Annotated in this window: 19 protein-coding genes and 2 tRNA genes; 16 read left to right on the top strand and 5 right to left on the bottom strand. The window is 61.0% G+C overall.

Annotated elements, in window-relative coordinates:
• Window positions 1-158: 158 nt before the first annotated feature.
• Window positions 159-1355, bottom strand: coding sequence for an amino acid aminotransferase (locus B7Y64_RS16110; RefSeq protein WP_291324869.1), 1197 nt, complete (start codon window positions 1353-1355; stop codon window positions 159-161).
• A gap of 105 nt (window positions 1356-1460) precedes the next feature.
• On the opposite strand from B7Y64_RS16110, the gene uvrB reads away from it, so the two are divergent.
• From uvrB to B7Y64_RS16035, 15 genes are all read left to right on the top strand, one after another.
• Window positions 1461-3551, top strand: a complete 2091-nt coding sequence (uvrB, locus tag B7Y64_RS16105) for an excinuclease ABC subunit UvrB (protein WP_291324868.1) — start codon at window positions 1461-1463, stop codon at window positions 3549-3551.
• Window positions 3552-3793: 242 nt separating this feature from the next.
• A complete protein-coding gene (gene iscR / locus B7Y64_RS16100; RefSeq protein WP_024815033.1) occupies window positions 3794-4330 on the top strand; it encodes a Fe-S cluster assembly transcriptional regulator IscR in 537 nt (178 codons plus the stop codon).
• Window positions 4331-4430: 100 nt separating this feature from the next.
• The gene (locus tag B7Y64_RS16095; protein WP_291324867.1) at window positions 4431-5651 is read left to right on the top strand and encodes an IscS subfamily cysteine desulfurase; all 1221 of its coding nucleotides are present in this window, start codon (window positions 4431-4433) and stop codon (window positions 5649-5651) included.
• 29 nt (window positions 5652-5680) lie between these two features.
• Window positions 5681-6082, top strand: coding sequence for a Fe-S cluster assembly scaffold IscU (iscU, locus tag B7Y64_RS16090; protein WP_024815035.1), 402 nt, complete (start codon window positions 5681-5683; stop codon window positions 6080-6082).
• Between the two features lie 2 nt (window positions 6083-6084).
• Entirely contained in the window at window positions 6085-6408 is a 324-nt protein-coding gene (iscA, locus tag B7Y64_RS16085) for an iron-sulfur cluster assembly protein IscA (protein ID WP_024815036.1), read from the top strand.
• Window positions 6409-6491: 83 nt separating this feature from the next.
• Window positions 6492-7010, top strand: a complete 519-nt coding sequence (gene hscB, locus B7Y64_RS16080) for a Fe-S protein assembly co-chaperone HscB (RefSeq protein WP_111866675.1) — start codon at window positions 6492-6494, stop codon at window positions 7008-7010.
• A gap of 67 nt (window positions 7011-7077) precedes the next feature.
• Window positions 7078-8949, top strand: a complete 1872-nt coding sequence (gene hscA / locus B7Y64_RS16075; RefSeq protein ID WP_291324866.1) for a Fe-S protein assembly chaperone HscA — start codon at window positions 7078-7080, stop codon at window positions 8947-8949.
• A gap of 106 nt (window positions 8950-9055) precedes the next feature.
• A complete protein-coding gene (gene fdx, locus B7Y64_RS16070; RefSeq protein WP_024815039.1) occupies window positions 9056-9394 on the top strand; it encodes an ISC system 2Fe-2S type ferredoxin in 339 nt (112 codons plus the stop codon).
• Window positions 9395-9466: 72 nt separating this feature from the next.
• The gene (gene dnaQ, locus B7Y64_RS16065) at window positions 9467-10180 is read left to right on the top strand and encodes a DNA polymerase III subunit epsilon (protein WP_035241781.1); all 714 of its coding nucleotides are present in this window, start codon (window positions 9467-9469) and stop codon (window positions 10178-10180) included.
• Between the two features lie 37 nt (window positions 10181-10217).
• Window positions 10218-10292, top strand: a tRNA-Val gene (locus B7Y64_RS16060).
• 43 nt (window positions 10293-10335) lie between these two features.
• A tRNA-Val gene (locus B7Y64_RS16055) sits at window positions 10336-10410 on the top strand.
• Window positions 10411-10685: 275 nt separating this feature from the next.
• Window positions 10686-11783: an NAD(P)/FAD-dependent oxidoreductase gene (locus tag B7Y64_RS16050; RefSeq protein ID WP_291324865.1), complete on the top strand. Its 1098-nt coding sequence runs from the start codon at window positions 10686-10688 to the stop codon at window positions 11781-11783.
• 141 nt (window positions 11784-11924) lie between these two features.
• Window positions 11925-12227, top strand: coding sequence for a DUF883 family protein (locus tag B7Y64_RS16045; protein ID WP_024815041.1), 303 nt, complete (start codon window positions 11925-11927; stop codon window positions 12225-12227).
• Between the two features lie 39 nt (window positions 12228-12266).
• On the top strand, window positions 12267-12662 hold the full coding sequence (locus tag B7Y64_RS16040) for a phage holin family protein (protein ID WP_291324864.1): 396 nt from the start codon (window positions 12267-12269) through the stop codon (window positions 12660-12662).
• Complete coding sequence (locus tag B7Y64_RS16035; RefSeq protein WP_024815043.1) at window positions 12659-12967, top strand: hypothetical protein; 309 nt, start codon at window positions 12659-12661, stop codon at window positions 12965-12967. The genes B7Y64_RS16040 and B7Y64_RS16035 overlap by 4 nt, the downstream gene beginning before the upstream one ends.
• 63 nt (window positions 12968-13030) lie before the next feature.
• On the opposite strand, the gene B7Y64_RS16030 is transcribed toward B7Y64_RS16035, so the two are convergent.
• Window positions 13031-14113 carry a quinone-dependent dihydroorotate dehydrogenase gene (locus tag B7Y64_RS16030; protein ID WP_291324863.1) on the bottom strand — a complete coding sequence of 361 codons (1083 nt, stop codon included), beginning with the start codon at window positions 14111-14113 and terminating at the stop codon, window positions 13031-13033.
• 38 nt (window positions 14114-14151) lie between these two features.
• On the opposite strand from B7Y64_RS16030, the gene rpiA reads away from it, so the two are divergent.
• Window positions 14152-14844 carry a ribose-5-phosphate isomerase RpiA gene (gene rpiA / locus B7Y64_RS16025; RefSeq protein ID WP_291324862.1) on the top strand — a complete coding sequence of 231 codons (693 nt, stop codon included), beginning with the start codon at window positions 14152-14154 and terminating at the stop codon, window positions 14842-14844.
• A gap of 46 nt (window positions 14845-14890) precedes the next feature.
• On the opposite strand, the gene B7Y64_RS16020 is transcribed toward rpiA, so the two are convergent.
• The 3 genes from B7Y64_RS16020 to folD all read right to left on the bottom strand — a co-directional run bounded on the left by B7Y64_RS16020 (window position 14891) and on the right by folD (window position 18575).
• Window positions 14891-15532, bottom strand: a complete 642-nt coding sequence (locus B7Y64_RS16020) for a glutaredoxin family protein (protein WP_291324861.1) — start codon at window positions 15530-15532, stop codon at window positions 14891-14893.
• A 54-nt stretch (window positions 15533-15586) separates the two neighbouring features.
• Window positions 15587-17620, bottom strand: a complete 2034-nt coding sequence (locus B7Y64_RS16015; RefSeq protein ID WP_291324860.1) for a M3 family metallopeptidase — start codon at window positions 17618-17620, stop codon at window positions 15587-15589.
• Window positions 17621-17708: 88 nt separating this feature from the next.
• Window positions 17709-18575, bottom strand: coding sequence for a bifunctional methylenetetrahydrofolate dehydrogenase/methenyltetrahydrofolate cyclohydrolase FolD (gene folD, locus B7Y64_RS16010; RefSeq protein WP_291324859.1), 867 nt, complete (start codon window positions 18573-18575; stop codon window positions 17709-17711).
• Window positions 18576-18636: the final 61 nt, after the last annotated feature.

The following is an 18636-nucleotide window of genomic DNA, read 5'->3' as shown; positions in this document are numbered from 1 at the left end:
TTGGCAAAACAATGCTTCTTGCATCGGAACGGCTCCTGTTCAGGGGGTGTCAACAGATTTTTTTGAACTGTAGCGCTCCACCCGAAACGGAAGAGAGCCATTTTTGGCCATGAAAAAGCCGCCCGGGGGCGGCTTTGGGGGCAGCGCCACTGTAGCGCTTACATCACCTTGGCAATGGCCTGGCAGACGTAATCGATGTTCTTGCTGTTGAGCGCAGCCACGCACATGCGGCCGGTGTCGGTGCCATACACACCAAACTCGTTGCGCAGGCGCACCATCTGGTCCTTGGTGAGGCCCGAGTAGCTGAACATGCCGATCTGCTGCGTGATGAAGGACATGTCCTGCTTCACGCCAGCGGCCTTCAGGCCATCGACGAGCTTTTGGCGCATGGCCTTGATGCGCACGCGCATTTCGCCCAGCTCTTTTTCCCACATCGCGCGCAGCTCGGGGTTGTTCAGCACGGCGGCCACCACGGCACCGCCGTGGATGGGCGGGTTGGAGTAGTTGGTGCGGATGACGATCTTGAGCTGGCTCAGCACGCGGCCGGCTTCTTCCTTGTCGGCGCACAGCACCGACAGGCCGCCCACGCGCTCGCCATACAGGCTGAAGCTCTTGCTGAACGAGGTAGAGACAAAGAAGTTGAGGCCAGCGGCCACAAACTTGCCGATCACGGCGCCGTCTTCGGCGATGCCGTGGCCGAAGCCCTGGTAGGCCATGTCGAGGAAAGGCGTGAGGTTCTTGGCCTTGACGGCGGCGATGACCTGGTCCCACTGCTCGGGGGTGATGTCGTAGCCGGTGGGGTTGTGGCAGCAAGCGTGCAGCACCACGATGGTGCCGGGCGCGGCTGCGTTCAGGCTGGCCAGAAAGCCGTCAAAGTTGACGCCGCGCTTTTCGGCGTCGTAGTAAGCATAGGTGCCCACTTCGAAGCCGGCGTTGGTGAACAGGGCGCGGTGGTTTTCCCAGCTGGGGTCGGAGATCAGCACCTTGGCGTTGGGGCTGAGTTTCTTCAGAAAGTCGGCGCCAATCTTCAGGCCGCCAGTGCCGCCAATGGCCTGCACGGTGGCCACGCGGCCGGACTGGACGGGTTCGCTGTCGGCGCCGAACACCAGGCCTTTGACGGCGTTGTCATAGGCCACGATGCCGTCGATGGGCAGATAGCCGCGTGCGGTAGGCGTGGACATCATGGTCTTTTCGGCGGCCTGCACGCATTGCAGCAGGGGCAGCTTGCCGTTGTCGTCGAAATAAACGCCAACACCCAGGTTGACCTTGTTGGGGTTGGTGTCGGCGTTGAATTGCTCGTTGAGGCCCAGGATGGGGTCGCGGGGGGCCATTTCGACGGCGGTGAAAAGAGACATGAAAATCCTTGAAAGGTTGTCAGTAGCGAAGAATCCGGGCGTGGTGTACTGTGCCGGGTTGGGCTGATTTTAACGGCCCGCCAACTCCCATTGTTGACCGCCCCCATGCCGGATATCACAGAAGTCATCACCGAAAAGCAGGACGGCGAGTTCGTCCGTTTCCCCGATTCGCCGTTCGAGCTGTTCCAGCCGTACCCGCCTGCGGGCGACCAGCCTGAGGCCATCAACAAGCTGGTGGAGGGGCTGAACGACGGGGAGACCTTCCAGACGCTGCTGGGCGTGACGGGCTCGGGTAAGACCTTCACCATGGCCAATGTGATTGCCCGCATGGGGCGCCCGGCCATCATCTTTGCGCCCAACAAGACGCTGGCCGCGCAGCTGTACAGCGAATTTCGAGAGTTCTTCCCCAAGAACGCGGTCGAGTACTTTGTGAGCTACTACGACTACTACCAGCCCGAGGCCTATGTGCCCCAGCGCGACCTGTTCATTGAGAAAGACAGCGCCATCAACGAGCACATCGAGCAGATGCGGCTCAGTTGCACCAAGAGCCTCATGGAGCGGCGCGATGTGGTGATTGTGGCCACGGTGTCGGCCATCTACGGTATTGGCGAGCCCGAAAGCTACCACCGCATGGTGATGACGTTGCGCACAGGTGACAAGCTGGGTCAGCGGGATGTGATTGCCCAGCTTATCCGCATGCAGTACCAGCGCAACGAGGCCGATTTTTCGCGCGGCAAGTTTCGGGTGCGCGGCGACACCATCGACGTATTCCCGGCAGAGCATTCCGAGCTGGCCATCCGCATCGAGCTGTTTGATGACGAAGTGGAGAGCCTGCAGTTGTTTGACCCGCTCACGGGCCGCGTCAAGCAGAAGATTCCGCGTTTTACGGTGTACCCCAGCAGCCACTATGTGACGCCGCGCGACAAGGTGCTGGCGGCGGTAGAGACCATCAAGGTAGAACTGGCCGAACGACTGAAGCAACTGGTGGCCGACGGCAAGCTGGTGGAGGCCCAGCGCCTGGAGCAGCGCACGCGGTTTGATCTGGAAATGCTCAGCGAAGTGGGGCACTGCAAGGGTATTGAAAACTACACACGCCACCTCTCAGGCGCCGCGCCGGGCGATCCACCCAGCACGCTGACCGACTACATGCCCAAGAACGCCATCATGTTCCTGGACGAGAGCCACCAGATGATTGGCCAGCTCAATGCCATGTACAGCGGCGACCGCTCGCGCAAGACCACGCTGGTCGAATATGGTTTTCGCCTGCCTTCGGCGCTGGACAACCGGCCGCTGAAGTTTGAGGAGTTCGAGCAGCGCATGCGGCAGGTCATTTTTGTGTCGGCCACTCCAGCCGACTATGAAAAGACCCACTCAGGCCAGATCGTGGACCAGGTGGTGCGGCCCACAGGGCTGGTGGACCCGGTGGTCGAGGTGCGCCCGGCCACGCACCAGGTGGATGATGTGCTTCAAGAAATACGCATTCGCGCAGAAAAGCACGAGCGCGTACTCATCACCACGCTCACCAAGCGCATGGCCGAGCAGCTGACCGACTACCTCACCGACAACGGCGTGAAGGTGCGCTACCTGCACAGCGATGTGGACACGGTCGAGCGCGTGGAGATCATTCGTGACCTGCGCCTGGGCGCGTTTGATGTGCTGGTGGGTATCAATCTGCTGCGCGAAGGGCTCGACATTCCCGAGGTGTCGCTGGTGGCCATCCTCGATGCGGACAAGGAAGGCTTCCTGCGTGCAGAGCGCAGCCTGATCCAGACTATTGGCCGCGCGGCGCGCAATCTCAACGGCCGCGCCATCCTGTATGCAGATCGCATCACCGAGTCCATGAAAAAAGCCATGGGCGAGACGGAACGCCGACGCATCAAGCAGATCGCACACAACGAGGCCCACGGAATCACGCCGCGCAGCATTGTCAAGCGGGTAAGAGACCTGATTGACGGCGTTTACAGCGAGAAGGCGGGCAAAGATGCTGAGCGGCTGGAGCAGGAAGCCATGCAGCGTGCGCAGGTGGAAGACATGTCAGAGAAAGATGTGGCGCGGGAGATCAAACGGCTCGAAAAGCTCATGCTGGAGCATGCGCGCAATCTGGAGTTCGAGCAGGCAGCGCGGGTGCGAGACCAATTGACGCGACTCAAGGATCAGGCCTTTGGTGCGCATGGCAGCGATTCGATCGCTCTTTGATGTCCGTCACCCCGAGGTGGAAAAACCAAACAGTGGAATAGTGACTTGTTGGTTTTTTAACCCGACAAATTCGATAGGGATTTGTGTTATACTCTCACAAAACACTCAAGAACAGAGCCCAACGATGAAGGGCCCCGCATCAGAAGGCTGAACGGGGGTAAGGGGCGGAGACGGTGCTGACGCAGTGCATTTGCCAGTGTCAGCAGTATTTATAACGAACAAGCCTAGACAAGGAGCTTGCGATGCGTCTCACAACCAAAGGCCGTTTTGCGGTCACCGCCATGATTGACCTGGCTTTGCGCCAGAACAATGGTCCCGTCACTCTGGCGGCCATCAGCCAGCGGCAGCAGATTTCGCTGTCGTACCTGGAGCAACTCTTTGGCAAGCTGCGTCGCCACGAGCTCGTCGAATCGACCCGTGGCCCAGGCGGCGGTTATACGCTGGCCCGCAAGGCCGGTGACATCACGGTGGCAGACATCATTGTGTCGGTGGACGAGCCCATTGATGCCACGCAGTGTGGTGGCAAGGAAAATTGCCTGGGCGAAGCCGGACGCTGCATGACGCACGAACTTTGGGCTTCGCTCAACCAGCGCATGGTGGAATTTCTGGATTCCGTCACGCTGCAGAAACTGGTGGACGAGCAGCTTGCCAAGGGAGTTCAGATTGAGGACAAGCCCATGGCACGGCGCGCCATTTCGACCACACCAGTGGTCAAGCCCATCCGCGTGAACGCACCCAACTCGGTCTTTGCACTGGGTAACGTGTTCGCAAAATCCTGAGCTGATTGCCACCTGTTTCGGTCCTGGGGCCAGCCGCGCCCTGAACGATTTTGATTGCATAGCTTTTTGTTGCCAGCCAGAAACTTTTACTGAGCCAGCCATGGACATGACCCCGCATTTCCCCATTTATCTCGATTACGGCGCCACCACTCCGGTCGATCCACGCGTTGTGGATGCCATGATCCCATGGCTGCGCGAGCACTTTGGCAACCCGGCATCCCGCAGCCACGCCTGGGGCTGGGAAGCCGAAGAGGCGGTTGAGAAGGCGCGTGTGCAAGTGGCCGATCTGATTGGTGCAGACCCCCGCGAAATCGTCTGGACCAGCGGTGCCACTGAGTCCATCAACCTGGCCTTGAAGGGCGCTGCCCACTTCTACCAGGGCAAGGGCAAGCACCTCATCACCCTCAAGACCGAACACAAGGCCGTGCTGGACACCATGCGCGAGCTGGAGCGCCAGGGGTTTGATGTGACTTACCTGGATGTCCAGGAAGATGGACTGGTGAACATGGATGCCCTGAAGGCTGCCATTCGTCCCGACACCATCCTGATCAGCATCCTGTTCGTGAACAACGAAATCGGCGTGATCCAGGACATTCCGGCCATTGGTGCGTTGTGCCGCGAAAAAGGCATCCTGCTGCACGTGGATGCCGCGCAGGCTACGGGCCGAGTCGAGATCGACATGAATGTGTTGCCCATTGATCTGATGAGCATGACCGCCCACAAGACCTATGGCCCCAAGGGCGTGGGCGCCTTGTTTGTGCGCCGCAAGCCCCGTGTGCGCCTGGAAGCGCAGATGCACGGCGGTGGCCATGAGCGCGGCATGCGCTCGGGCACGCTGCCTACGCACCAGATCGTGGGCATGGGCGAGGCCTTTCGCATCGCCAAGGAAGAAATGGCCGAGAGCAATGCCAAGGCCAAGGCGCTGCAGCAGCGCCTGTTGGATGGCTTGAAGGACATCGAACAGGTGTTTATCAATGGCAGCCTGGAGCGTCGGGTACCGCAGAACTTGAACATGAGCTTCAACTTCGTCGAAGGCGAGTCGCTGATCATGGGTATCAAGGGCCTGGCCGTGTCGTCGGGCTCGGCTTGCACTTCTGCCAGCCTGGAACCCAGCTATGTCTTGCGCGCCCTGGGCCGCAGCGACGAACTGGCGCACAGCAGCCTGCGCATGACCATCGGCCGTTTCACCACCGAAGAAGAGATCGATTACGCCATTGGCACCATCCGTGAAAACGTGGCCCGATTGCGTGAGCTCAGTCCCTTGTGGGAGATGTACAAGGACGGCATCGACATCAGCACCATCCAGTGGGCTGCACACTGAATCCCTGAAGAATTGAAGAGGTACACATCATGGCTTACTCAGACAAAGTGGTTGACCATTACGAAAACCCCCGCAATGTGGGCTCGTTCGACAAAGGTGATGATTCAGTAGGGACCGGCATGGTGGGTGCGCCCGCATGCGGCGACGTGATGAAGCTGCAGATCAAGGTGAACCCCGAAACCGGTGTGATTGAAGACGCACGCTTCAAGACCTACGGCTGCGGTTCGGCCATTGCCTCGTCCTCGCTTGTGACCGAATGGGTGAAAGGCAAAACGCTGGACGAAGCGGCAGCGCTGAAAAACAGCGAAATTGCCGAAGAGCTGGCCTTGCCGCCCGTCAAAATCCACTGCTCCATCCTGGCCGAAGACGCCATCAAGGCGGCGGTAAACGACTACAAGGCCAAGCACAACAGCGCGGTGGCTGCAGTCTGACCATGGCCATCACGCTGACTGAAGCGGCTGCCCGGCACGTCACCCGTTACCTTGCGCGCCGCGGCAAGGGTTTGGGTGTGCGCCTGGGGGTAAAAACCACCGGATGCTCCGGACTGGCATACAAGCTCGAATATGTGGACGATTCCGAGCCGGAAGACATCGTTTTCGAGAACCACGGCGTCAAGGTGCTGATTGATCCCAAGAGCCTGGCCTACATTGACGGTACCGAGCTGGATTTTGTGCGTGAAGGCCTGAACGAAGGCTTCAAGTTCAACAATCCCAATGAACGGGACCGCTGTGGCTGTGGAGAGAGTTTTCGGGTTTGAAGCCTTCTGCTGCGCTGCCATCCAACCGCCATCGCGCTCTGTGCTGGCGGTTTTTTATTGATCCGGTGTGACCTGGTGTGGGCATGAATCTGCAATCTGACGATTTTGAACTGTTTGGCGTGCCGCAACGCTTCGCCCAGGACCGGGCGGCACTGGATGCACGCTGGAAAGAGCTGCAGCGCGAGGCGCACCCTGATAAATTTGCCGCACAAGGGGCCGCAGCCCAGCGTGTGGCCATGCAATGGTCGGTTCGCATCAACGAGGCCTATCAGCGCCTGAAAGACCCGATGCGCCGCGCCGCCTACCTGTGCGAACTGCATGGCGCGCCCATTCAGGCCGAAGACAACACGGCCATGCCGACAGCCTTTTTGATTCAACAGATGGAATGGCGCGAATCGCTGGAGGAAGCGCGGTCGGCAGCCGAGCTGGACGCCCTGGATGAGGGTGTGCAGCAGGCACGTGGCGAAGCGCTGGCCCTGTGCGGACAATTGCTCGATCAGCAGGCAGACTATGCCGGTGCCGCGCGGCAGGTCAGAGCCCTCATGTTCATTGCGCGATTTGCCGACGATATCGAGCGTCGTCGGGATCAACTGGGACAATAGAGGCACAACCCCTTTTCGAGGCATTTTCCGCGGGGCGGGGCTTCATTACGTAGAACACAGAATTTCCATGGCGCTTTTGCAGATTTCCGAACCCGGGCAATCCCCGGATCCGCACCAGCGGCGCATCGCGGTTGGCATTGATTTGGGCACCACGCATTCACTGGTGGCCGCTGTGCGCAACGGCGTGGCCGAGTGCCTGCCCGATGATGAAGGGCGTGTCCTGTTGCCTTCTGTGGTGCGTTACCTGGAGCAGGGTGGGCGGCAGATTGGCTACGATGCGGTGGCGGCACAGTCCAGTGATGCCCGCAACACTATTGCCTCGGCCAAGCGCTTCATGGGCCGCGGCCTGCAGGACGTGGCGCAGGCAGAAGAGCTGCCCTACGAGTTTGTCCACAACCCCGACAACAACGCTGGTGGCATGGTCAGTGTGGTGACGGCGGGTGGCATCAAATCACCGGTCGAAATCAGCGCCGAGATATTGGCCACGCTGCGTTACCGCGCCGAAGACACCTTCAATGACGATCTGTACGGTGCGGTCATTACTGTGCCGGCTTATTTCGATGACGCCCAGCGCCAGGCCACCAAGGATGCGGCCAAGCTGGCGGGAATTCATCTGCTGCGCCTGATCAATGAGCCCACCGCGGCGGCCATTGCCTATGGCCTTGATAACGCCAGCGAAGGCGTCTATGCCGTTTACGACCTGGGCGGTGGAACCTTCGACATTTCGGTTTTGCGTCTGACGCAAGGCGTTTTTGAAGTGATCGCTACGGGTGGCGATTCTGCTTTGGGCGGCGACGACTATGACGCGGCGCTTGCCAACTGGGTGCTTCAGCAGCAGGGTCTGACCGCCGACACCCCCGACGACAAGGCCGCCATCCGCATGGCAGCCAGAGCCTGCAAAGAGGCATTGACAGCTACTGAAATGGTAGCGCTTACCGCTGATTTGACGGGTGGAAGAGTGCATTTTGATGTAAGAAAATCAGATTTTGAAGCGGTTACCGCCGAGTTGACCGCTCGCTCAATGGCCGCTGTGCGTCGAGTGATGCGCGATGCCAAGCTTGTGCGCGATGACGTGCAGGGCGTAGTCATGGTGGGCGGCTCCACCCGCATGCCCCAGGTGCAGCGCGCGGCAGCCGAGTTTTTTGGCAAGGAACCCCTGACCAATCTCAACCCGGATGAGGTGGTTGCACTGGGAGCCGCCATTCAGGCCAACCAGCTGGCGGGCAACAACACGGCGGGAGATTTGTTACTGCTCGACGTGATTCCCCTCTCGCTGGGTATTGAGACCATGGGTGGCTTGGTAGAGCGCATCGTGGCCCGCAATGAAACCATTCCCACCGCCAAGGCGCAGGATTTCACCACCTACAAGGACGGCCAGACGGCACTGGCCATCCATGTGGTGCAGGGTGAGCGCGATCTGGTGCAGGATTGCCGCAGCCTTGCGCGGTTTGAATTGCGTGGCATCCCGCCCATGGCGGCAGGCGCGGCCCGTATCCGCGTTACCTTCACGGTCGATGCCGATGGCCTTTTGAGCGTGAATGCCAGAGAGCAGGGCAGTGGTGTAGAGGCCCGGATTGATGTGAAGCCTTCCTACGGCCTGTCGGACGACCAGATCGCCCGGATGCTGCAGGATGGTTTTGCCACCGCAGCGCAGGACATGCACGCACGGGCCGTGGTGGAGGCGCGCGTGGATGCCGATCGCATGCTGATTGCCACCCAGAGCGCACTGGACGCCGATGGCGACGTGTTGTCTGCGTCAGAGCGCGCCGATATCGATGCCTTGATGGCGGCTTTGGCCACGCAGCGCGATTGCGACGATGCTGCCGTCATTGAAGCAGCCACCCAGGCCCTTGCCAAGGGCACAGAAGCCTTTGCCGCGCAGCGCATGAACCGCGGCATTCGGCAGGCCCTGGCCGGAAAAAACGTGCAAACCCTTTAACCCACCATGGTCTGCATCAACGCAGGTGTCCAGTCGCTGACTTTGGCGAAGTATCCCGTGGGGATGCGGCACCGGTTGTGCAAGACCTGTCTATAAAAGCGACGCCATGCCCGTCATCAAGATACTGCCCCATCCTGAATATTGCCCCTCTGGCGCCGAGATCAATGCACCTGCGGGCACGTCCATCTGCGAAGCGCTGCTGGAAAACCACATCAACATCGAGCATGCCTGCGACATGAGCTGTGCGTGCACCACCTGCCACGTCATTGTGCGCGCGGGCATCGACTCGCTCAACGAGGCTGAGGAAGAAGAAGAGGATTTGCTCGACCGCGCCTGGGGGCTGGAACCCCAGTCGCGCCTCTCGTGCCAGGCGATCATCGCGCAGAAAGACTTGGTGGTGGAGATTCCCAAATATTCCATCAACCATGCCAAGGAAAACCACTGAAATGCACCGTGCTCATTGGCAGCGCCGCATGAATGCCCAGCGCCGCGCAGCGCGCGCACCTCGGGAGGCCTGATGTCACGCCAGATAGTTCTCGATACGGAAACCACCGGTCTGTCCGCCGAAGGGGGCGACCGCATCATTGAAATTGGCTGCGTGGAGCTCGTGGCACGCAAGCTCACGGGCAACAACAAGCATTTTTACCTGAACCCTGAGCGCGACAGCCACGAGGACGCGCTAAGGGTGCACGGCATCAGCAACGAGTTCCTGAAGGACAAGCCCAAGTTTGCAGCCGTGGCGGACGAGTTGCTTGATTATCTGCAGGGCGCCGAGATCATCATCCACAACGCGGCGTTTGACGTGAGCTTCCTGAACAAGGAGCTGGAACTGGTGGGGCGCCCCGCGTTTCGCAGCTTTGTGGACAGCATTACCGACACCCTGGCCATGGCCAAGGAACTCTATCCCGGCAAGCGCAATTCGCTTGACGCGTTGTGTGACCGCTTGGGCGTGGACAACTCCAGTCGCACGCTGCACGGCGCCTTGCTCGATGCCGAGCTGCTTGCCGACGTGTACATCAACCTCACGCGGGGCCAGGATGCACTCTTGATCATCGACGATGCGCAGGAAGGCGGCGGTTGTGCCGATTTTGTTCCGATCGACCTGCGCAGCTTCACCCTGGCCGTGATCCAGGCCAGCGAGCAGGAAGCCCAGGCCCACAGTGAAGTCTTGACACAGATCGACAAGGCCAGTGGTGGCAAAACAATTTGGCGATCCGCTCAGACAGTCTGAAAAGCTGTGCCATAATTGAAGGCTGTCACAGCGACAAGGGTGATTAGCTCAGCGGTAGAGCACTGCCTTCACACGGCAGGGGTCACATGTTCGATCCATGTATCACCCACCAAGTCTGTTGACAGCATCGCAATTCCTGTAATGGGGTGTGCGACGGGTGATTAGCTCAGCGGTAGAGCACTGCCTTCACACGGCAGGGGTCACATGTTCGATCCATGTATCACCCACCAGTTTTTCGAATGAAATCAAGGGCTTGGCAGAGATGTCAGGCCCTTTTTCTTTGGCTCGTCCCCATCGGGCACACAGACAATATCTTGACCGGCTTCGGTGCACATGCGCATTCAGGCAATGCCGGTGCTGGCTGTGGTGGCCTGCGCCAACCCGCTGCGTGCGAGCTTTCGATGTTGCAGCCGTTGGGGGTGACAATTTTGGGGAGTCGCTTTTCAAAAGCGCCCTGCGCCAGCCTTTAAAGTAGGCTGCTTGTCTTGAACAAAGGACCACAAAGATGACAGACCAGGTCGATTGCGTAGTGGTGGGGGCGGGCGTTGTGGGCCTTGCCGTGGCCCGTGCGCTGGCGCTGCAAGGGCGGGAGGTGATGGTGCTGGAGGCCGCTGACGCCATCGGTACGGGCACCAGTTCGCGCAACAGCGAAGTCATTCATGCCGGGTTGTATTACCCCACGGGCTCGCTCAAGGCTCGCCTGTGCGTTCAGGGCCGTGATCTTTTGTACGCCTATTGCGCCGCCCACGGCGTGCCGCATCGCCGCTGCGGCAAGCTGCTGGTGGCGACTTCGGCGGAGCAGTTGGCAGGCCTTCGGTCGATTCAGGCGCGTGCCGTTGCAAACGGTGTTCTGGACCTGCAGTGGCTGGATCACGATGCAGCCAGGGCGTTGGAGCCTGCCCTTGAATGCGTGGCGGCCCTGCATTCGCCCAGCACGGGGATCGTGGACAGCCATGCGCTCATGCTTGCACTGCAAGGCGATCTGGAGCATGCCGGGGGGCTTGTGGCATTAAATTCGCCTCTAGCCCTTGCCAAGTGTGCGCAAGATGCTATTTTTCTAGAAGCTAAGGATGGCACGCGGCTGCAAGCCCGCACGGTGGTCAATGCCGCGGGGTTGCATGCGCCGTCCCTGGCCCGGCAGTTCTCCGGGCTCGACGCACGCCATGTTCCTGCAGCGCACTTCGCCAAGGGCAGTTACTTCACGCTGACTGGAAAGGCCCCCTTTAGCCACCTGATCTACCCGGTGCCAGAGGCGGCAGGCCTGGGGGTACACCTGACGCTGGATCTGGGTGGGCAGGCCAAGTTCGGTCCGGATGTGCAATGGGTGGATTCGGCCGATGACCTGCTGGTCGACCCGGCGCGGGGTGACGCCTTTTACGCCGAAGTACGCAAATACTGGCCTGACTTGCGCGACGGAGCGCTGGCACCGGGCTATGCCGGTATCCGCCCCAAGATTCATGGCGCCAGTGCGCCCGCGGCGGACTTTCTGATCCAGGGGCCGCGAGACCATGGCGTGCCAGGGCTGGTGAATCTTTTTGGCATCGAGTCTCCGGGCCTCACCAGCGCACTGGCCATCGCTGACCATGTGCGTCACTTGGTTTGACCTGCGTTAAGGTTTTGTCTGTTGGTAACGTTTTGCGACCAAGCGATATGAAAGGTTTTTGGGCATGTCGCTAAGATGGTCCTTATGCCGGCGCAACATCTGTGCTCCATGGCTGCTCACTTATTGCAATGAAAGGGATGTATGACTGCTTCTGACACCACCACCACCCAGGGCGAACTCGAAAAACTGGTTTCCGATCTGCGCGGCTTGTTGGCCAGCAGGGATCTGGACGCCTTTCCCGAGATCAAGGTGCTTCGCCAGCGTCTGGATGACGGCATGCATTCGGTGCGTGAATCGGCAGTGCGCGCCGCACAGGAAGCTGCCCGCCAGGCCAAGGATGCGGCACTTGCTGCCGATCGTTATGCACATGATGAGCCTTGGCGCGTAGCCAGCGCAGCGCTGGCGGTAGGGGCTTTGGTAGGCTTTTTGCTTGCGCGCCGCTGATCGTTGTCAGGTCATCGCACCGTTGCAGGGAGGGTTTGTATGAACTGGCTTTCCTTGCTTGGGCTTGAAGCCTTTGTGGCGCGGTGGCGTGCGAATGTCATTGAAGGTGCCATAGCCGCTGAAGACCGGCTGGAACTGGCGCGCCTCGAGTGGCTCGACCAAAAGCAGCGCCTGCAGCAAATGCTGGTGCTGTTGATTGCTGTAACCGGGCTTACTGTAGTGACCCTGGTGCTGGTGTCGATGGCCATACTGGTGCAGTTCTGGGACACGCCGCACCGTGTGATGGTCGCTTGGGTGGTCGCTGGCGTATGGCTGGTGGCCTGGTGCGCAGCCATCATCAAACTCGTTTCGGTGGCGCGTAGCACAGGCAGTGGCTTTGCCCTCACTCGGCGCGAATTGTCGCAAGACTGGCGTGATATCAAGGAGCGCTTGTGAGTTCTTCTGAACAGGCATTGCCTGTACACGCAACACAGGCACAACAACGGGTGCTGGAACGCATTGCCGTGCAGCGGGAGCGCTTGCGTGCGCGCCGCGCTGCCCGAATCCAGTCCCAGGCCCTGGCCGAGGTATCGGCGGGGGACGACGCAGATGCGCCGCTGCTGGCACGCGCAATTGCCTTTACCCGCCAACACCCTGCCGCCGTGGCCGCCCTGGCAGGCGTAGCGATTGCAGCCGGCCCACGCCGACTGATCCGGTGGGCGGGGGTCGTGCTACCTCTCGTGATGCGCCTGCGGCGCTGACCCAAAAGACGGAGCCAGTGATGGCTTCGTCTATCCGCATGATGCTGCTGGTCAAGCCGCCTGTCAGCCCATCGCCTTGATAGCGCGTGCTGCTTTCGAGACGAGCGAAGGGCCTTCGTAAATCAGGCCGGTGTAGATTTGAACCACATCTGCTCCCGCACGAATCTTGCTGAGTGCATCTTCTGCACTCATGATGCCGCCCACTCCGATGATCGGAAAGCGGCTTCCCAGCGCTGAGCGAAGCTGCCGGATGACCTGGTTGCTGGATTCGAGCACTGGTGCACCGCTGAGCCCGCCCATTTCACTGGCATGGGGCATTCCTTTGACGGCTTCCCGACTGATTGTGGTGTTGGTGGCGACAACGCCATCCATGCCGTGGCGTTGAAGGGTGGCCGCAATCACCGACACCTGCGCTTCGTCAAGATCGGGGGCGATCTTGACGAAGATGGGAACCCGGCGGGGCTTTGTTGCGCCCCTGCCATCGGTCTGGCTGTATTGTTCGGCCAGGGCTTCACGGCGCTCGGCAATGGCGCCCAGCAGGCTGTCGAGTGCTGCGTCACTTTGCAGTGCGCGCAGGTTTTGCGTGTTCGGTGAACTGATATTCACCGTGACGTAGTCCGCGTGCGGATATACACCCTCCAGGCAGGTCAGGTAGTCGCTGGTGGCATTTTCGATGGGCGTACTGGCGTTTTTTCCAATATTCAGTCCCAGCAGCATGGGGTGCTTGCGCGGGAGCGTGCGAAAGCGTGCCTGTTGCACGTTGTGGAGAAATGCGTCCAGGCCATCGTTGTTGAAGCCCAGACGGTTGATCAGTGCCCGTGCCTCGGGCAGGCGGAACATGCGTGGTTTGGGGTTGCCAGGTTGTGCCTTGGGCGTGACGGTTCCCACCTCGACAAACCCGAAGCCCATGGCGCCCAGGGCATCGATGCAGCGGGCATTTTTGTCCAGGCCTGCAGCCAGGCCCACGCGGTTGGGAAAGGTCAGTCCGGCCAGCTCGATGGGGTCATCCACCGTCTCATTGCACCAGGCCCACTGCAGCGGCGTGCGCTGTCCGCGCGCCAGCATGTCCATGGTGAGTTCGTGGGCAGCTTCGGCATCCATGCCAAAAAGAAGGGGGCGGGTGAGTGCGTAGGGGATCAGGGACATGGAGGGATAATTCGACAATTACCCTCTGATTCTCCCCCATGACGACTTCACACCCTCTGACCCAAGACGAACTCAAGGCCCTGGTAGGCCAGGCGGCCCTGCAATACGTGGTGCCTGGCGGCATTGTGGGCGTTGGAACGGGCTCCACGGTCAACAAATTCATTGATGCACTGGCCGGCATGAAGGACCAGATTCGGGGCGCGGTGTCCAGCTCGGTTGCCAGCACCGAGCGGCTCAAGGCGCTGGGAATCCCGGTGTTCGATGCCAACGAGGTGGAGTCGCTGGCGGTGTATATCGACGGTGCCGACGAGATCGACGGCCAAGGCTATATGGTCAAGGGAGGGGGCGCTGCACTGACACGCGAAAAGATCGTGGCCGCCCTGGCCAGCCGCTTTGTCTGCATCGTCGATGAGTCCAAACTGGTGGCGGCCCTGGGCCGCTTTCCGTTGCCAGTCGAGGTGATTCCCATGGCGGCGCATCACATCACGCGGCGATTTGCCGCGCTGGGTGGCGCGGCGCGGGTGCGCATGAAAGATGGACAACCACTGCTCACGGACAATGGGCAGCAGATTCTGGATGTGACGGGCCTTACCATCGCCGACCCACTGGCGTTCGAATCTGAAGTGAATCAGTGGCCGGGGGTGGTGACGGTGGGAGTGTTTGCGCACCAGAAGGCATCGGTGTGCCTTCTGGGTACAGCGCAGGGTGTGGTAAAGACCTTCACCTACTGACGCACGAGCTCGCATGGCCGGCACATGCCGACTTCATCAGCAGGGCTTAGAACCGGATACCTGCCGGATTGTTGGGCGTGGGCCCGTCTGTTGCAGGAGCGGGGCGCTGGCGCTCTGCAGGCGCCCTGTTTTCGGGTGCCGTGGGCGCCGCAGGTTGCGCGGCCTTGACGGCCACCAGCGGTGTGGCGGGCGGGCGGCGGTAGTTTGAGGGCAATTGCGATTGCTTGGGGTAGCCCGCAGCGTTCAGGTACTGGGTCCACTCGCTGTCGGAGAACCCGGCCAGTTGCTGGCCGCCAATCGTGCCGAACGGCAGGCCGTTGCCTCCGCTGAGCCGTTGCAGCGCATCAATGTCCTCATTGGTGGTGATCGTGCGCTCGGTAAAGGGAATACCGCGCCCCACCAGCAGATTGCGCGCGTTGTTGCATGGCGTGCAGTCAGTGCCCGTGTAAAGCGTGACCGGGAAACGCGTGGCGACTTGCTGCAGCTCATAGGGCAGGGCCGCACCGGTGGCACCCGTGCCCGACGTGGTGCTTTGAGCAGGCTTGGCGGCGGTGTCTGGTGCCCGGTCGGAGAAGGTTACTTTTCCATCGGGGCCGACAATCCGGTACACGGCCTGGGCATGGGCGCCGACACCCGCCAGGGCCAACAGCAACGAGGCCAGCAACGGGGTACACAATGGCTTGCGCATGGGTCAATCTCCTGGTGAGTCAGAGTCGGTACAAAAGAATGATGGGCCGAGGGATTAGTCTGCCATGCCTTGGTGGCGGAGCAGGGCGTCCAGATTGGGCTCGCGCCCGCGGAATGCCTTGAAGGATTCCATGGCAGGGCGGCTGCCACCCACTTCCAGGATGGCCTCGCGGTAGCGGCGACCCGTTTCGGTGCTGGGTAAACCGTCGCTGAGGGCGGTTTCTTCAAAGGCCGCATAGGCATCGGCGCTCAGCACTTCTGCCCATTTGTAGCTGTAGTAGCCTGCGGCATAGCCGCCGGCAAAAATATGGCTGAAGGTGTGGGCCGTGCGGCTGAAGGAGGGCGGTGGCAGCACCGACACTTCGCTGCGCACCTCGGCCAGCAAGGGCATGAAGTCCTGGGCAGGATCGTGGTCGGTGTGCAGCAGCATGTCGAACAGCGCAAACTCGATCTGGCGCAGGGTTGCCATACCGCTCTGAAAATTCTTGGCGGCGGTCATCTTGTCGAACAGCACGCGCGGCAGCGGCTCGCCAGTGTCAACGTGGGCGGTCATGTTGCGCAGCACGTCCCATTCCCAGCAGAAGTTCTCCATGAACTGGCTGGGCAACTCGACCGCATCCCACTCGACACCGCCAATGCCGGACACGTCGCGCTCGTTCACCTGCGTCAGCATGTGGTGCAAGCCGTGGCCGAATTCGTGAAACAGGGTGATCACGTCGTCGTGCGTGAGCAGCGGTGGCTTGCCGTCCACGCCATCGGCAAAATTGCATACCAGATGCGCCACGGGCGTCTGGAGCACGCCGGTGTCGGGCCGCAGCCAGCGTGTGCGCACGTCATCCATCCAGGCGCCACCGCGTTTGCCGGTGCGGGCGGGTTGGTCGAGATAGAACTGGCCCACCAGCTGCCCGTTGCGCTCGATGCGATAAAACTCTACGGCGGCGTTCCATACAGGGGCGCAGTCGCGGCGGATGCTGACCTCGAACAGTGTTTCGATGATCTTGAAAAGACCCGCCAACACCTTGGGTGCCGTGAAGAACTTTTTGACTTCCTGCTCGCTGAAGGCATAGCGCGCCTCCTTGAGCTTCTCGGCAAGATAGGGCCAGTCCCATGCCTGTGGATCCTGCAGGCCCAGCTGGCTGGCTGCGAAATCGCGCAGATCGGCCACGTCTTTTTCGGCGTAGGGACGGGCGCGGCGCGCCAGATCGCGCAGGAAGGTGACCACTTCTTCGGGCGACTGGGCCATCTTGGGCACTACAGACACCTGTCCGAAGTTGTCGTAACCAAGGAGCCGGGCTTCTTCGCGGCGCAGCACCAGGATTTCACCGATGAGCGCCGAGTTGTCAAAGCGCCGGGCGTCGCCTTCGGCCTGGTCAGAGGCACGCGTGACGTAGGCGCGGTACATGGTTTCGCGCAGTGCGCTGCGGGTGGCGAACTGCATCACCGGCAGATAGCAAGGCATCTTCAGCGTGAGCTTGTAGCCGCTTTTGCCTTCTGCCTGGGCAGCAGCCAGCGCCGTTTGCTGCACGTCAGCGGGCACACCATCCAGTTCTTCGGCCGTGGCGTAGTAGGCAAAGGCGTCAGTGGCGTCGAGCGCGTTTTCGCTGAATTTCTGGCTCAACTCGGCCTGCCGCTCCTGGATCTCGGCGAAACGATCCTTGGCGGCCCCCGTGAGTTCGGCGCCGCTCAGGACGAAGTTGCGCACGGCGTTTTTGTGGGCCTGGCGCTGCTCAGGGGTCAGACTGGCAGGGTCGATGGCCTTGTACTTGGCGTACAGGCGCTCATCGGCTCCGAGGCGGGTCCAGAACTCGGTGACCCGGGGCAACGCCGCGTTGTAGGCGGCGCGCAGTTCAGGGGTGTCGGCCACGCTGTTCAGATGACTGACGGCCCCCCAGGCCGTGCCCAGATGTTCTGTGGCGACGTCCAGCACCTTTGCAATGGCGTCCCAGCGGGCCGGAAAATCGGCGGCCGTGACCGTTTCAAGGGCCGCGCTGGCCTTCTCCAGCAACGCGTCCATCGCAGGGGCAACGTCAGCGGGCGTGATCCGGTCAAACTGGGGAAGGTCGGAGAAGTCGAGGAGGGCGTTGCTCATGCGGTGGTAGATGGCGCCTGGGGGCGCGGGTTCAAGTTGCGAAACGGCGATAAGTGGGCGGCAATTGGCAATCAGCGCTCGACAGGTGTCATGCACCCGCAGCGCGCTCGGCGGCTTCAAGGGTGTTGACCAGCAGCATGGTAATGGTCATGGGCCCCACCCCTCCGGGGACAGGGGTGATCCAGCCGGCCACGTTTTTCACGCCCTCGAAATCCACATCACCGCACAGCTTGCCTTCGTCGTTGCGGTTCATGCCCACGTCGATCACCACGGCGCCGGGCTTGACCATGTCGGCAGTCAGCACGTTGCGCTTGCCCACGGCGGCGACGATCACATCGGCCTGCAGCGTCTGGGCCTTGAGGTCGGCTGTGCGCGAATGGCAGACGGTGACGGTGGCATCTTTTTGCAGCAGCATCAGCGCCATGGGCTTGCCCACGATGTTGCTGCGTCCAATGACCACCGCGTGCTTGCCCCGGAGGTCGTAGCCCTTGCCGTCATTGAGCGACTCCAGCATCTTCATGCAGCCATAGGGCGTGCAGGGCCAGAAACCGGGCATACCGGTCATCAGCGCCCCGGCGCTGGCGATGTGAAAACCGTCCACGTCCTTGGCGGGCGAGATGGCCTCGATGACTTTTTGCGCGTCGATGTGCTTGGGCAGGGGCAGCTGCACGAGGATGCCGTGGATGGCGGGGTCGTTGTTGAGTGCCTGCACGCGCGCCAGCAGCGCGGCTTCGGTCATGTCGGCTTCGTATTTTTCCAGCACCGAATGCAGGCCACTGTCTTCGCACGCCTTGACCTTGTTGCGCACATAAACCTGCGACGCCGGGTTGTCGCCGACCAGTACTACAGCGAGGCCGGGCGTGGTGCCCCGTGCTTTGAGGGCTGCAGCGCGCTGGGCGACTTCGGTGCGTAGTTGGCGGGACAGGGCGTTGCCGTCGATGAGTTGTGCGGTCATATCAAAAAATACAAGTCAAAATGGCCTGTAGCGCTTTATGGATAAGCGCTAGTAGCTATCA

The sequence above is a fragment of the Acidovorax sp. 35-64-16 genome (assembly GCF_002281195.1).
Classification (GTDB): domain Bacteria; phylum Pseudomonadota; class Gammaproteobacteria; order Burkholderiales; family Burkholderiaceae_C; genus Acidovorax; species Acidovorax defluvii.
Note: the sequence above shows the minus strand (reverse complement) of the source record. Positions and strands in the feature narration are given on the sequence as shown.

What these genes read in the sequence shown, in the direction of transcription:
- uvrB (WP_291324868.1), top strand. Translation starts at nt 1,461, where the DNA reads ATGCCGGATATCACAGAAGTCATCACCGAAAAGCAGGACGGCGAGTTC.
- B7Y64_RS16030 (WP_291324863.1), bottom strand. Translation starts at nt 14,113, where the DNA reads ATGTCCCTGATCCCCTACGCACTCACCCGCCCCCTTCTTTTTGGCATG.
- iscR (WP_024815033.1), top strand. Translation starts at nt 3,794, where the DNA reads ATGCGTCTCACAACCAAAGGCCGTTTTGCGGTCACCGCCATGATTGAC.
- B7Y64_RS16050 (WP_291324865.1), top strand. Translation starts at nt 10,686, where the DNA reads ATGACAGACCAGGTCGATTGCGTAGTGGTGGGGGCGGGCGTTGTGGGC.
- B7Y64_RS16040 (WP_291324864.1), top strand. Translation starts at nt 12,267, where the DNA reads ATGAACTGGCTTTCCTTGCTTGGGCTTGAAGCCTTTGTGGCGCGGTGG.
- B7Y64_RS16110 (WP_291324869.1), bottom strand. Translation starts at nt 1,355, where the DNA reads ATGTCTCTTTTCACCGCCGTCGAAATGGCCCCCCGCGACCCCATCCTG.
- B7Y64_RS16045 (WP_024815041.1), top strand. Translation starts at nt 11,925, where the DNA reads ATGACTGCTTCTGACACCACCACCACCCAGGGCGAACTCGAAAAACTG.
- B7Y64_RS16020 (WP_291324861.1), bottom strand. Translation starts at nt 15,532, where the DNA reads ATGCGCAAGCCATTGTGTACCCCGTTGCTGGCCTCGTTGCTGTTGGCC.
- fdx (WP_024815039.1), top strand. Translation starts at nt 9,056, where the DNA reads ATGCCCGTCATCAAGATACTGCCCCATCCTGAATATTGCCCCTCTGGC.
- rpiA (WP_291324862.1), top strand. Translation starts at nt 14,152, where the DNA reads ATGACGACTTCACACCCTCTGACCCAAGACGAACTCAAGGCCCTGGTA.
- dnaQ (WP_035241781.1), top strand. Translation starts at nt 9,467, where the DNA reads ATGTCACGCCAGATAGTTCTCGATACGGAAACCACCGGTCTGTCCGCC.
- B7Y64_RS16095 (WP_291324867.1), top strand. Translation starts at nt 4,431, where the DNA reads ATGGACATGACCCCGCATTTCCCCATTTATCTCGATTACGGCGCCACC.
- iscU (WP_024815035.1), top strand. Translation starts at nt 5,681, where the DNA reads ATGGCTTACTCAGACAAAGTGGTTGACCATTACGAAAACCCCCGCAAT.
- hscB (WP_111866675.1), top strand. Translation starts at nt 6,492, where the DNA reads ATGAATCTGCAATCTGACGATTTTGAACTGTTTGGCGTGCCGCAACGC.
- hscA (WP_291324866.1), top strand. Translation starts at nt 7,078, where the DNA reads ATGGCGCTTTTGCAGATTTCCGAACCCGGGCAATCCCCGGATCCGCAC.
- iscA (WP_024815036.1), top strand. Translation starts at nt 6,085, where the DNA reads ATGGCCATCACGCTGACTGAAGCGGCTGCCCGGCACGTCACCCGTTAC.
- folD (WP_291324859.1), bottom strand. Translation starts at nt 18,575, where the DNA reads ATGACCGCACAACTCATCGACGGCAACGCCCTGTCCCGCCAACTACGC.
- B7Y64_RS16015 (WP_291324860.1), bottom strand. Translation starts at nt 17,620, where the DNA reads ATGAGCAACGCCCTCCTCGACTTCTCCGACCTTCCCCAGTTTGACCGG.